This is a genomic window from Flintibacter sp., from assembly GCF_046973065.1.
Genome location: NZ_JBKVXZ010000002.1, coordinates 121981 through 133792, shown reverse-complemented (window position 1 = coordinate 133792; position 11812 = coordinate 121981). Strand labels below are relative to the sequence as shown.

16 protein-coding genes and 3 pseudogenes are annotated in these 11812 nt (G+C 50.2%); 18 read left to right on the top strand and 1 reads right to left on the bottom strand.

Features of this window, described 5'->3' with window-relative positions:
- Positions 1-20: 20 nt before the first annotated feature.
- The 12 genes and pseudogenes from ACLTXB_RS01445 to ACLTXB_RS01390 form a co-directional block, all read left to right on the top strand.
- A pseudogene (locus ACLTXB_RS01445) lies at positions 21-425 on the top strand (type IV secretory system conjugative DNA transfer family protein); the annotation flags it as partial.
- Positions 400-744, top strand: a complete 345-nt coding sequence (locus ACLTXB_RS01440) for a hypothetical protein (protein ID WP_055179172.1) — start codon at positions 400-402, stop codon at positions 742-744. The pseudogene ACLTXB_RS01445 and the gene ACLTXB_RS01440, both read left to right, overlap by 26 nt.
- A 77-nt stretch (positions 745-821) precedes the next feature.
- Complete coding sequence (locus tag ACLTXB_RS01435; protein ID WP_055179173.1) at positions 822-1124, top strand: type II toxin-antitoxin system RelB/DinJ family antitoxin; 303 nt, start codon at positions 822-824, stop codon at positions 1122-1124.
- Complete coding sequence (locus ACLTXB_RS01430; protein WP_412260813.1) at positions 1114-1449, top strand: type II toxin-antitoxin system RelE/ParE family toxin; 336 nt, start codon at positions 1114-1116, stop codon at positions 1447-1449. Before ACLTXB_RS01435 ends, ACLTXB_RS01430 begins: the two co-directional genes overlap by 11 nt.
- Before the next feature lie 75 nt (positions 1450-1524).
- On the top strand, positions 1525-2364 hold the full coding sequence (locus tag ACLTXB_RS01425; protein WP_412260886.1) for a hypothetical protein: 840 nt from the start codon (positions 1525-1527) through the stop codon (positions 2362-2364).
- An 11-nt stretch (positions 2365-2375) separates the two neighbouring features.
- Positions 2376-2585 carry a hypothetical protein gene (locus tag ACLTXB_RS01420; protein ID WP_412260815.1) on the top strand — a complete coding sequence of 70 codons (210 nt, stop codon included), beginning with the start codon at positions 2376-2378 and terminating at the stop codon, positions 2583-2585.
- Positions 2586-2604: 19 nt separating this feature from the next.
- Positions 2605-2970: a PrgI family protein gene (locus ACLTXB_RS01415; protein ID WP_333847231.1), complete on the top strand. Its 366-nt coding sequence runs from the start codon at positions 2605-2607 to the stop codon at positions 2968-2970.
- Positions 2963-3826: pseudogene (locus ACLTXB_RS01410) on the top strand (VirB4-like conjugal transfer ATPase, CD1110 family); the annotation flags it as partial. The gene ACLTXB_RS01415 and the pseudogene ACLTXB_RS01410, both read left to right, overlap by 8 nt.
- A gap of 739 nt (positions 3827-4565) precedes the next feature.
- The gene (gene ltrA / locus ACLTXB_RS01405) at positions 4566-5951 is read left to right on the top strand and encodes a group II intron reverse transcriptase/maturase (RefSeq protein WP_428226073.1); all 1386 of its coding nucleotides are present in this window, start codon (positions 4566-4568) and stop codon (positions 5949-5951) included.
- Positions 5884-6084: pseudogene (locus ACLTXB_RS01400) on the top strand (ImmA/IrrE family metallo-endopeptidase); the annotation flags it as partial. The gene ltrA and the pseudogene ACLTXB_RS01400, both read left to right, overlap by 68 nt.
- A gap of 9 nt (positions 6085-6093) precedes the next feature.
- A complete protein-coding gene (locus ACLTXB_RS01395; RefSeq protein WP_428226076.1) occupies positions 6094-6222 on the top strand; it encodes a hypothetical protein in 129 nt (42 codons plus the stop codon).
- Between the two features lie 450 nt (positions 6223-6672).
- A complete protein-coding gene (locus ACLTXB_RS01390; protein WP_412260819.1) occupies positions 6673-7227 on the top strand; it encodes a hypothetical protein in 555 nt (184 codons plus the stop codon).
- A 96-nt stretch (positions 7228-7323) separates the two neighbouring features.
- Here ACLTXB_RS01390 and ACLTXB_RS01385 read toward each other — a convergent pair whose 3' ends face one another.
- The gene (locus ACLTXB_RS01385; RefSeq protein WP_428226072.1) at positions 7324-7536 is read right to left on the bottom strand and encodes a hypothetical protein; all 213 of its coding nucleotides are present in this window, start codon (positions 7534-7536) and stop codon (positions 7324-7326) included.
- Positions 7537-7819: 283 nt separating this feature from the next.
- Here ACLTXB_RS01385 and ACLTXB_RS01380 point away from each other — a divergent pair, with 283 nt between their 5' ends.
- The 6 genes from ACLTXB_RS01380 to ACLTXB_RS01355 all read left to right on the top strand — a co-directional run bounded on the left by ACLTXB_RS01380 (position 7820) and on the right by ACLTXB_RS01355 (position 11741).
- Positions 7820-8416 (top strand): type II toxin-antitoxin system PemK/MazF family toxin, encoded by a 597-nt coding sequence (locus tag ACLTXB_RS01380; protein ID WP_412260821.1) that lies wholly within the window; start codon positions 7820-7822, stop codon positions 8414-8416.
- A 13-nt stretch (positions 8417-8429) separates the two neighbouring features.
- Entirely contained in the window at positions 8430-8669 is a 240-nt protein-coding gene (locus tag ACLTXB_RS01375) for a helix-turn-helix domain-containing protein (RefSeq protein WP_412260823.1), read from the top strand.
- A 169-nt stretch (positions 8670-8838) separates the two neighbouring features.
- Positions 8839-9435, top strand: coding sequence for a helix-turn-helix domain-containing protein (locus ACLTXB_RS01370; RefSeq protein ID WP_298020846.1), 597 nt, complete (start codon positions 8839-8841; stop codon positions 9433-9435).
- A gap of 14 nt (positions 9436-9449) precedes the next feature.
- Positions 9450-10865, top strand: a complete 1416-nt coding sequence (locus ACLTXB_RS01365; RefSeq protein WP_412260825.1) for a tyrosine-type recombinase/integrase — start codon at positions 9450-9452, stop codon at positions 10863-10865.
- A 134-nt stretch (positions 10866-10999) separates the two neighbouring features.
- A complete protein-coding gene (locus ACLTXB_RS01360) occupies positions 11000-11560 on the top strand; it encodes a Fic/DOC family protein (RefSeq protein WP_287554599.1) in 561 nt (186 codons plus the stop codon).
- A complete protein-coding gene (locus tag ACLTXB_RS01355; RefSeq protein WP_287554597.1) occupies positions 11532-11741 on the top strand; it encodes a hypothetical protein in 210 nt (69 codons plus the stop codon). Before ACLTXB_RS01360 ends, ACLTXB_RS01355 begins: the two co-directional genes overlap by 29 nt.
- The last annotated feature ends 71 nt before the right edge of the window (positions 11742-11812 follow it).

Sequence of the window (11812 nt, the reverse complement as noted above, 5' to 3'; positions counted from 1 at the left end):
GCGGTGCCTCCCTACTCCACAACACCTATGGGCAGTCCAGAGGGCGGAGCGGCAGCTACTCCACCAACTGGCAGCTAGCGGGCCGGGAACTGCTCATGCCGGATGAAGTGCGTATGCTGGACAACCAGTACGCACTTCTTTTTATTCGCGGAGAACGGCCCGTGCGGGATTTCAAGTACGATGTTCTTAAGCATCCCAATATCAAACGCACTACGGATGGCGGGGCGGAACCATACCAGCACGGTGAGGATGCCCACAGCATCGTGTCTATCCGTTTTGACAAGGAACTGTTGAAACAGGCTGCGGAAAAGGATGGTCAGGACGCGCCGAAGCATCACTTCATTCTTCTCACTGAAGAGGAGCTGGAGCAAAAATTCATTGAACTGGAGGAACAAGAAAATGCTGAACAACAAAAAGGAAAATAAGCGGCTCCCTATGCCCGACAAGGTGAAGCGGGGTTTCCGTTTCTACTGCACATTGGTGATGGCCGTAGCCCTGCTGGGCTGCTGTTCCATGACAGCCTTTGCCGCCGATGATCCACTGGAAGTGGTCAACAATTTGTCGGAGTTCATCTTCGGCCTGATCCGGGCGGTGGGCCTGATCCTGCTGGGCTGGGGTATTGTCCAAGTGGGCCTCTCCCTCCAGTCCCATGACCCGTCCCAGCGGTCTAACGGTTTTCTCACCCTGGCGGGCGGTATCGTCATAACTTTTGCAAAGGAGATTTTGACCCTCATCACTGGGTAAAACACACCCATAGCACAAATTTCGCTTGTATTGTAACGACATTTGCGTTACAATATAGAAGAAAGGAGTGACACACGATGGATAAGTCGGCAACATTAAATTTGAGGGTCAATCCCACGGTGAAAGAGCAGGCTGAAAATGTCCTCCGGCAGCTCGGTATTCCGATGTCTACTGCTATTGATATGTTTCTCAATCAAGTGACGTTGGTGAAAGGAATTCCTTTCCCTGTCACGCTGCCCCAGGCTTCAGGGACGATCAATGCAGACTTGATGGACGCACAAGAGATCCACGCAAGACTCCAGAAAGGACTGGAGGATGCAGAGCAAGGACGGGTAAAGGACGCCAGACGTGCCTTCGAGGTATTCCGAAATGAGCGGTGAAACAGAGCGGTTTGTAGTCCAAATCACAGACAGCGCCTTGAACGATATGGAGGAGCTGTACCGTTATATTGCGGAAAAGCTGGAATCGCCACAAAATGCGGCGGGACAATATGATCGCATTGCGGATGAAATATTGTCCCTGGATACTTTCCCGGAGCGGTATCGCGTTGTGGATTTTGAGCCGGAACGGGCAGCAGGTCTACGCCGGATGTTGGTAGATAACTACTCTGTGTTCTATGTGATTCGGGATGATAAGGTCATTGTGACGGATGTGCTGTATAGCGCGTCAGATATTGAGCAGCGACTAAAAGAGAAGCACCAATAAGGACAAACAACGATGCGCTGGAGCGATCAATGCTCCAGCGCATTGTTGCGTAATTTAGGAACTGAGGTGAGAATAATCGGAAGTGATAATTGGGTCGTTCAGAACCTTGAAAACGCGCTGGAGGTCTGGAACGGCAAACTGAGTGAGATATGGCAGCTCATTACGCAATCCCCGCAGGACTTCAAAGGTGGAGCCATCTGGACCGTGATAGAGGACATCCACGGTGCGCTCCAGGCCATCGGTTACGCCCTGCTGGTACTGTTCTTCGTGGTGGGTGTGGTCAAGACCTGCGGCAGCTTTGTGGAGGTCAAAAAACCGGAACACGCGCTGAAGCTGTTCGTCCGCTTTGCGCTGGCAAAGGCTCTAATCACCTACGGCATGGAACTGATGCTGGCCCTGCTGGACATTATTCAAGGCGTGGTGTCCTCGCTCATGAACGCGGCAGGCTTCGGCGCGCCATCGTCCACGATCCTGCCTGCGGAGATTGTGACGGCCATTGAGGGCTGCGGTTTTTTCGAGAGCATCCCTCTATGGGCAGTGACACTGATTGGTGGACTGTTCATTTGGGTGCTGTCCTTCGTAATGATATTGAGTGTCTACGGGCGCTTTTTCAAAATGTTTATGTACGCTGCGCTGGCCCCCATCCCCCTGTCCAGTTTTGCCGGGGAACCCAGCCAGAATGTGGGCAAAAGCTTTCTCAAAAGCTACGCCGCCGTCTGTTTGGAAGGGGCCGTCATCGTGCTGGCCTGTATCATCTTCTCCGTCTTTGCCAGCGCCCCGCCTGCCGTTGACCAAGATGCCGCAGCGGCCTCAATGGTGTGGAGCTACATTGGTGAGCTCATTTTTAATATGCTCATTTTGGTGGGCAGCGTCAAAATGTCCGATCATGTTGTGCGGGAAATGATGGGGTTGTAAGGAGAATACGAATGAAACGGTTTTATATGTTTAAAGACGGGACACAGAAGGGCAGCACGGAAACAAGAGAGGAGGCGATAGAGATGATCCGCCTGTGGCAGAGCCGCGAAACCCATCCCCTTCTACGCTCGGAGTTTAGTGTCATTGAGGGCGAGGAAGAATTTATCCCCTACCCTTCCCGCCAAAAGCCGTTCAGAAAAAAAGAAGAGATGGAACGGTGAGTATTAGGAGGAATCTGTTTTGGAAGTTAAAATCAACCGTGAGATCCGTAATTACACGGAGAGTATGTTTTTCGGGCTGTCCCTGCGGCAGCTCGTTTTTTCTGCCCTGGCGGTAGCTGTCGCTGTGGGGCTGTACTTTCTGCTAAAGCCCTACGTCGGGACAGAAACTGTGTCCTGGGTGTGCGTCCTGGGCGCGGCCCCCTTCGCCGCCCTGGGCTTTTTCACCTACCACGGCATGACGGCGGAACAATTCATCTGGGCATGGCTGCGCTCGGAGGTACTGGAACCCAGAGAACTGCGCTTTGAAGCGTCCACCCTCTATTACGATCTCTTGAAGCCCAGCATAGACAAGTGGGAAAAGGAGGAATACAAGCGCCATGATTAGAAGTATCAAGACCATCATGCGGCAGGACCGGGAGCCGTACCGCATCCCCCGCAGGGTGCAGGATGTGATCCCCATTCAATGCGTCTGGCCGGACGGCATTTTTAAGGTAGGCATCAAGTTCTCCAAGACCTACCGCTTCACCGACATCAATTACAAGGTGGCCGGTCAGGAGGATAAAGAAACCATGTTTCGGGTCTACTCGGAACTGCTGAACAGCCTGGATTGCGCCGCTACCACCAAGCTCACCATCTGCAACCACCGTCAAAGTCAGGCGGACTTTGAGCAGTCTGTCCTCATGCCCATGCGGGAGGACGGACTGGACAAGTACCGCAGGGAGTACAATCAAATGCTCATGGACAAGGCGACCGGAGCCAACGGCATCACCCAGGAGAAGTATATCACCATCACGGTCTACAAGCGGGATATTGAGGACGCCCGCGCCTACTTCACCCGCGTCGGAGCGGATTTGGCCGCCCGCTTCGCCGCCCTCGGCTCCAAGTGCGTGGAGTTGGACGCCACGGACCGGCTCCGTATTCTCCACGATTTCTACCGGGCCGGAGACGAGGGCAATTTTCATTTTGATATGGCGGATATGGCCCGTAAGGGCCACGACTTCAAGGACTACATCTGCCCAGACGGGATCGAGAAGCACAGCGACTATCTGAAGCTGGGCGACCGCTATTGCCGGGTGCTGTTCCTGAAGGACTACGCCAACTATATCCAGGACGAGATCGTGACGAACCTGACTGACCTGGACCGCAATATGATGTTGTCCATTGACATCTTCAATGTGCCCACGGACGAGGCCGTGCGGGAGGTGGAGAACCGTCTGCTGGGTGTTGAAACCAACATCAGTGCGACTTGTTCCTGAACAAACACCATTCCATCAGGGAAAACCCTGATGGGCGTCAGACCATGTGGTGCTAAAAACAGGCCGCTTCTGAAAAAAAGAAGCGAGAACTGGCAATCCGACAGGTGGAATGAAGGGGTAACGCCCTGAAACGCCTGCCCTGAACTCCGACTGGCGTTCCATGCGAAAGCGGGAGGGTCAGAAGCTCGGCAAAGGCGGCAGAGAGCTGCCGTAGCGTGAATCAGCGGAATGCCACACGCCGAAAGCTGTCCAGAGGTGGATGGTGCAGCCTATATGCCGGGGGTCTATAAAATGCCTATGGCGAGAATGTCTTAATCGACTGACAAACTTGCGAATGTACGGGTCTATATAGTTGCCGTATAGAAATGTACGGTGCGGTTCACGCCGCGTTGGTGTGGTTGAGTAAGAATTGACGTTATGAAAAACCATATTGCGTTACAGGCGCAGTCAAGCCAACAGGACCAGAGCAAGCGCCTAAGGGCATAGATGCAAAGATAGGATTGCCGGAACAAGGAAAGGTATCGGGTTCCTCATTTGGAATAGGCGGTCGAAACATATAAGCCGCCGAACCGATGCTGAAAAGCGGAGGTCGAACCGATGAAGTTCCTGTAATGGGAATGGAGGGATGGCCTTCAGTCGATTATATGAAAATTGTACTATTTGGTCGTTTTAGGGATTGCGAGTACGACCAAAAGGGTCGCTCCCCAGAAAGGAGTGGTGCCTTATGCCAAAGGAGAAGAACGCAAAAATCTTAAGTGTTGACAACCTGCGACATACGGAATATTACGGAATGCAGGAAACTTTTGATGATTTATACGCAAGAGCAAAAGAGGGAGAATATTTTACAGACTTGATGGGGCTGATTTTATCACGAGAAAATATTCTGCTGGCATACAGAAACATCAAAGCCAATACCGGAAGTAATACGCCGGGAACAGATAAAGTTACCATCCGTGATATAGGAAAACTGTCTCCTGAAAATGTTGTGGAAAAAGTCCGTTTTATCGTGCAAGGAAGTCAACACGGCTACCGCCCAAAACCAGTACGGCGAAAAGACATCCCAAAACCTTATGACCCGATGGCAACCAGACCGCTTGGAATCCCCTGTATGTGGGACAGGCTGGTGCAGCAATGTATCAAACAAGTCATGGAGCCGATTTGCGAAGCTAAATTCAGCGATAATAGCTACGGGTTCCGACCAAACCGTTCCGTGGAACACGCAATACAAAGCGCCTATAAACATATGCAGCGTTCGAATCTGCATTATGTCATCGAATTTGATATTAAAGGCTTCTTTGATAATGTGAACCACGCAAAGCTGATTAGGCAGATATGGTCAATGGGGATACGAGATAAGCATCTTATCTGGAACATAAAAAGGATACTGAAGGCGCCCATAAAGCTGCCGGATGGAACGATACAATGGCCTGACAGGGGAACGCCGCAGGGCGGCATCATTTCGCCGCTTTTTGCAAATATAGTATTAAATGAGCTTGACCATTGGATAGAAAGTCAGTGGCAGCGAAACCCTGTCATCCATAAGTACAGCACAAAAGTAAATCGTAGTGGGTCGGTGGACTATGGAAAAGGCTATCGGGCTATGAAAACCACCAACCTAAAAGAGATGTTTATTGTTCGCTATGCAGACGATTTCCGCATATTCTGCCGAACCAAAGGCGACGCTGAACGGGCCAAAATTGCAATCACGCAATGGCTGTCCGATAGGCTGAAGCTGGAAGTATCAGAGGCAAAGACGCGAATCGTCAATGTCAAACGCCGATATTCACAGTTCCTTGGTTTCAAAATCAGGGTACACCGCAAAGGGCAAAAGCAGGTAGTAAAATCTCATATGTGTGATAAGGCGCTCCGAAACCAGAACCAAAAGCTGACAGACCAGGCAAAGCGAATCGCCAAGCCAGCCAAAGGGCGAAAAGAGTATGACGAAATCAGGCTATTCAACTCAATGGTCGTGGGTGTGCAGAACTACTGTGGCGCACGAAACAGCCCACCAGATTTTGGCCGGTTTGCATCCGACGAATGGTGTGCTCCAAAATCGTGTTTTCTATTATCAGGGACGCAGCCCACAATTTCCGATCCGCGATTGGGATGAGTGGCAAGCTGATAATTTGGCGTCTGCGCTCCTGCTTCCCCCTGAGATCGTACTTGGTGCGCTCCGCAAATTTAATTTAGAGCATGGCATCGATATATTGAACAAGGTATACTGGCCAAAGGAATACAAACTATTCTGCGAAATGGCGGAGTTTCTTGGCGTTTCAAAACAGGCTACGGCTATCAGGTTGAAAAGACTTGGCCTGCTGAAAAAGGATTATTTGCAGAACCCCTATGCGCTGGCCGATGTTGAGAAGGAGGATGATGGTTGATGGTTGAATCTATAAATATTGCCGTTAGGTGTCCCGTATGTAGCTGGCGCGTGATGGATAAAATATCGCCAGCTACGGGGAAAATCGTGATTAAGTGCCCCCGCTGTCATAGGATCGTGGAGGTCGATCTGGCCCTGCGACGGAAAATACTGTACCGAAGGGCAGGTTAGTTTCAAATATCACACACAAAGAGGAAGTGACAACAGAATAATGTCTAAGAGTACCGAGCAACGGGTCATCGTACCATAAGGTAGATAGTCACCAAATGGCCGGACATTAGGAATGTGAGGGGATGTACCCCTCTATTTCCTAATGCCCGGCCATTTTTTGTTGCCGCTCCAGAAATGGAGTAGGGAATGGATCTGTTTGCTTGGCAGGCGGCGCTTTGCCGCTATCCGTGATCTCCTGAATTTTTGGCTCTCAAAATCCAAAAATTCAAGGAGATCACAAATGAAAACTACATATTTAGTTTATAAACTGGTGAATGGGGTCCGGCAGCTTGTCACAGCAACGCCGGAGGAATGGGACACTATTTTGAAAGGAAACCGGGGATTGCCCGCCGAGCAGCGTCGGTACTTCATAAAAGACTGTTTTGCGGATGGGGATGAACTGGATTGTATGTATATCGAAATGACCGCCGTCGAATACCGGGAGTGGAACAGCAAAAACACAGTTATCCAGCGGAAACGCAAAGCTGGTTCGCTCTACTCATTCTTATCTTTGGACGCCGGTGTGCCGGAAACCGGACTTGAATCGCTGCACGAAAGCGTCCCCTCGGCCTTTGATCTCGAAGGACTTGCTACTGACCACCTTCTGATTGAAGAACTGAAGGCAGCCCTGCGTAAATGGAAGCCCTGGGCAGAGGAACTGCTGGAACTCTATTTATCTGGCGCAAAACGTTCCTGCACAAGCAGCCTGTGTGAGAAGTACGGGCTGAGTGATCGAGCTGTTCAAAAGCGGAAAGCGGCCTTTGAAAAATTCGTTTTAGATTTTTTGAAAAAATAAGTTCGGTTTGAAGTGTCGAAAGTTGTAGTAGGGGGTTGAGAGGGCCGCAGGCCCCTCAATGCTCCTTGATAACCGAATACCCATTCGTCAAGTACATCAGTTCCGATGTGCGAAAGCATGAGCCACCACAACAGGGTACGCCACGAGGCCCGGACTGTTGGAAATCATGACCTGCTTGAAAATGAGGTCGGCAAAAATATCCAACCCATCCGAGATGAGCGAGAATTCCCTTTGTAAGTGCCGGGTTGCCCCCGGCATGGCGATGACAGTCGGAATGACAATGGTACTCCCGCCCAGCCACAGTCTCAAACAATGGGGGCGGCTCTGTCAGAACGACAGTTGGGGTGAAACTCCCGTGGGGTGGTGAGCAGGCCACCGCTTGACGACTTCCCAGGCTTCGGCCTGCACACGGGGTGTCGAGGACAAATAGTGTGCATTACATATCTGACCGCCAACACGGGGACGGCCAATCGCCAGCTATGATAATAGGAGACTCTGGATGGATTGGCGGTCAGATGTGTTTTGCACACTACCTGGGAAGTAATTGGGTATTTGGCTGCAAGGGCAAATCACATAAAGGTGAGGTGTCCTCATGAATAGAGAACTGCCAGATGAAGTGCTGCGCGGCCAGATGTACTATGCTGATTTAGATCCGGTGATCGGCTCTGAACAGGGCGGCAACCGCCCCGTCCTTGTGATCCAGAACAACATAGGGAATCGCCACAGCCCGACCATCATCATTGCCCCTATCACGACCAGGGTGAAGAAGCTCCATCAGCCGACCCATATCGGTGTCCCTCCATACTTTGGCCTGCCCCAAAACTCTATGGTTATGCTGGAGCAGATCAGAACGATTGATAAGAGCAGGCTTGGCAGTTATGTGGGCTGCTTGGACGATGATGTGATGGACTATGTTGACGAGGCCCTTGGCATCAGCGTCGGCCTGCATGATCTTGCCGTGAAGGAACAGAAGTCGTATGCCGATGAGCCGCGTGATGAGATGCATGGCGAAATGGTGCTGACTCTTTGTGGCACCTGCCTTAGACAGTTCATTTGTTCGCCCGAGCATATTGTGAGGCGGATCAACCACACACAAGCTAAAGAATCTTGTATGTACTGCCACGTCCGGGACGGCTACGATTATCGTATCATTCACAAGAAAAAACGCCTGGGCGATGACAGGTATTAAGGAGGCACGAGGTATGACTGATGAATTGATGGAGCAGCGCATGGCAGAACTCAACGCCCGCAACACAGAAAAAACGCCTGCTTTTGACAGCGAAAAAAGGGCCTACTCCGTGGACGATATTATGGAGATCCTGGATATTAGCCGTTCGTCCGCATATATCCTTATCAAAAAGAATCTCTTTCGGAGCGTCAAGATTGGGAACCAGCTCCGTATCTCCAAAGCCAGCTTTGATAAATGGCTGGACAATGGGTGATTGTCAACTGTACGATTTCAAATTAGCCAGCACAATCGCACATTTGAGTCAAATAAACCCCTCCGCTACAATGTAGTCAAGGCTTTTGCCTTGGCTACATTGGTAAGCTACATATTCTGACACCAACCAATGGGCCAGGACTCAAAATCTACATAGGAGGTACTTCGATATGGGAAAAACCAGCATCTCTGTCCCCGAAATGCAGAGGCTGCTCGGTATGAAAAAGGTCGAGGCATATTGGCTTGTAAAACAGGGACGCTTCAAAGTTATTCTTGTCGGCGGCAAAATGCGGATCATGCTGGACAGCTTTGAGGAATGGTACGGCAGTCAATTCCACTACAAAAAGGTCAACGGGCCGGAACCAGGCCAACTACTCCCTGCGTCTCTGACCGTCCCGGAGGCGGCTGACATCCTCGGGCTGAACCCTGGCTCCATCTATGAGCTGATAAAGAACCATGCACCCTTTGAGACATTCAAGGTCGATGGGCAAACTCGCATTCTAAAGGAAAACTTTGAGACGTGGTATCAAGGACAGTCCCATTATAAGAAACGAGAAGACGCGGCACCGCAAGAGCTGTTGGACGCAACCCTTTCGGTGAGCGATGTGGCAAAACTGCTGGGCATACACCGAAACAGCGTTTATAACATGGTGAACAAGCGAGATTTGTTTGTCACAGTGAAAGTGAATGACAAGATCCGCATTTATAAGGACAGCTTTGAAGCGTGGTATAAGTCCCAAAATCGCCATACCATAGTTGCCAGCTGAAAGGAGGAACAACCGTGGCGTCTATCATTAAACGTAAAACCAAATATTCCGTTGTTTATACCTATACGGACAGCAATGGCGCCAAGCGCCAAAAATGGGAAACCTGCGGCTCCCATGCGGAAGCCAAGAAGCGAAAAGCGGAAATTGAGCATCAGCTAGACACCGGAGTGTTCATCCCGCCCAGTGCCGATACCCTATCCGATTTTCTGGACGAATATGTATCCCTCTATGGTGTCAACACATGGGCTCCCTCTACCTTTGATGGACATACGGCGCTGATCAGCAACTACATCAAGCCCATCATCGGAGATGTGAAGCTGGATGACATCAGCCCCAGAATGATAACTAAATTCTATAAAGACCTCCAAACCGTGAAAGCAGTTCCCCGGTACGGGCAGTCCGAGGGGGAACTTATCTCCCCCAATACGATACGGGAGATACACAAACTCCTGCGGAACGCGTTCAATCAGGCAGTAAAGTGGGAGCTGATGGCAAGGAATCCCGTTCAGAATGCCACCGTTCCCAAAGCCGAGAAGCATGAGCGGAATATTTGGGACGCTCAAACACTGATGAAAGCGTTATCCCTCTGCGATGACCCATTCCTCTCTCTGGCGATCAATCTGGCCTTTGCCTGTTCCTTGCGAATAGGGGAGCTGCTGGGCCTGACATGGAGCTGTGTGGATATTAGCCAGGACAGCATAGACCATGACTGCGCCTATATCTATATCGACAAAGAACTTCAGCGGATCTCTAGGGAATCACTGGCACAAATCGGGGAAAAAGGTATCATGTTTAAGTTCCCCACGATGCGCGGGTGCAATTCCACTGTACTGGCCCTGAAAGAGCCGAAAACCAAGACAAGTGTGCGGAAGGTATTTCTGCCCAGGGCGGTATCGGAAATGCTGGTAGAGCGCAGAAAAACGATTGATGAACTGAAAGAATTGCTGGGGGATGAATATAGAGATTATGACCTTGTATTCGCCAGTACCCAGGGGACCCCTACCGAAGCAAATTACATCAACCGGGCCTTTGGCAAACTCATCGCGGACAATAATCTCCCAAAGGTGGTATTTCATAGTCTCAGGCACACCAGCACGACCTACAAACTTAAACTCAGCGGTGGCGACATTAAAGCCGTTCAGGGTGACACCGGCCACGCACAGGCCACAATGGTCACGGAACGGTATGCCCATATCTTAGACGATGACCGCCGTGTAAACGCTGCAAGATTTCAGAAAGAGTTTTATGGGGGTGGCAGCACAGCGGAAACCGCAGCGGCGACCGAGTCTCCCGTGGAACAGCAACCCCCGGCACAAGACCCGCTTCAAAACCTTGACGCAGCAGCCAAACAGCAGTTGCTTCTCAAACTCCTTGCAGAATCCCCGGATATGGCAGCGATTTTGACAGCCCTTGCAGGAAGAAGCACATAATAGAGACGGACGGGAATGAGTACCATTCCTGTCCGTTTTTACATAGCTGTATTCGGCACTCTTTGATTGACCAGAAAGCTGATTTGTGGTATAATATGGACATAAAATCCGTTGCTAATACGGGGGTGTCGTTTATGGCATTGGAGAATAAGCTGGGTATCACCGACTCCACTGAACTGGCAAAGGCGGAGGAACGGATCAGCAAGACAAAAGCACTGGAGATGTTTCAGCAGGGCCTGCTGGACACCTTTGAAGTCGGTACGTTCCGGGGACTTTCCCAAATCCATAAATATCTGTTTGATGAAATATACGACTTTGCGGGACAGGTTCGCACAGTGAACATCGCCAAGGGCGGTTTCCGTTTTGCCCCTGTCCTCTATCTTACCCCGGCCCTGGAAAACATCAGCAGGATGCCGCAATCCACGTTTGATGAGATTATTGCCAAGTATGTTGAAATGAACGTGGCCCATCCTTTTCGTGAAGGAAACGGACGTAGCACCCGCTTATGGCTGGACGCTATCTTGAAGAAAGAACTGTGTCAGGCCGTAGACTGGAGCAAAAATGCTCGTGTTTTTTGCAGTAGGGTTCAAAAAGGGTTCTCGGTAACCGACCGTTTCGTTATACAATCATTGGTAAGATTTTCTACGAAGAAAGGAGGTAAGCACTATGGCTCGAAACAAGGGCATGTCGGGTAAAACCCACACTAAACAGCAGTTAGATGATTATGCAAACCAGCATACCCCTAATAACAAAGCATACAAAGCCAAAATAACAAACCAAAAACAAATCAAACAGAAAAAAGGCAAAGGACGCCTTGATTATGTTGTTGATTTGGATTGGATGTGTTATAGCAAAGGTCTGTATGAATTTGATTAACAACTAAATATGCTTTGAGCGAAAACATCAATCAGAAATGGTTGGTGTTTTTCTTTTTGCAAGAAACAATT

What these genes read in the sequence shown, in the direction of transcription:
- ACLTXB_RS01420 (WP_412260815.1), top strand. Translation starts at nt 2,376, where the DNA reads ATGAAACGGTTTTATATGTTTAAAGACGGGACACAGAAGGGCAGCACG.
- ACLTXB_RS01375 (WP_412260823.1), top strand. Translation starts at nt 8,430, where the DNA reads ATGACTGATGAATTGATGGAGCAGCGCATGGCAGAACTCAACGCCCGC.
- ACLTXB_RS01430 (WP_412260813.1), top strand. Translation starts at nt 1,114, where the DNA reads ATGAGCGGTGAAACAGAGCGGTTTGTAGTCCAAATCACAGACAGCGCC.
- ACLTXB_RS01435 (WP_055179173.1), top strand. Translation starts at nt 822, where the DNA reads ATGGATAAGTCGGCAACATTAAATTTGAGGGTCAATCCCACGGTGAAA.
- ACLTXB_RS01360 (WP_287554599.1), top strand. Translation starts at nt 11,000, where the DNA reads ATGGCATTGGAGAATAAGCTGGGTATCACCGACTCCACTGAACTGGCA.
- ACLTXB_RS01440 (WP_055179172.1), top strand. Translation starts at nt 400, where the DNA reads ATGCTGAACAACAAAAAGGAAAATAAGCGGCTCCCTATGCCCGACAAG.
- ACLTXB_RS01390 (WP_412260819.1), top strand. Translation starts at nt 6,673, where the DNA reads ATGAAAACTACATATTTAGTTTATAAACTGGTGAATGGGGTCCGGCAG.
- ACLTXB_RS01370 (WP_298020846.1), top strand. Translation starts at nt 8,839, where the DNA reads ATGGGAAAAACCAGCATCTCTGTCCCCGAAATGCAGAGGCTGCTCGGT.
- ACLTXB_RS01355 (WP_287554597.1), top strand. Translation starts at nt 11,532, where the DNA reads ATGGCTCGAAACAAGGGCATGTCGGGTAAAACCCACACTAAACAGCAG.
- ACLTXB_RS01380 (WP_412260821.1), top strand. Translation starts at nt 7,820, where the DNA reads ATGAATAGAGAACTGCCAGATGAAGTGCTGCGCGGCCAGATGTACTAT.
- ltrA (WP_428226073.1), top strand. Translation starts at nt 4,566, where the DNA reads ATGCCAAAGGAGAAGAACGCAAAAATCTTAAGTGTTGACAACCTGCGA.
- ACLTXB_RS01395 (WP_428226076.1), top strand. Translation starts at nt 6,094, where the DNA reads ATGGCGGAGTTTCTTGGCGTTTCAAAACAGGCTACGGCTATCAGGTTG.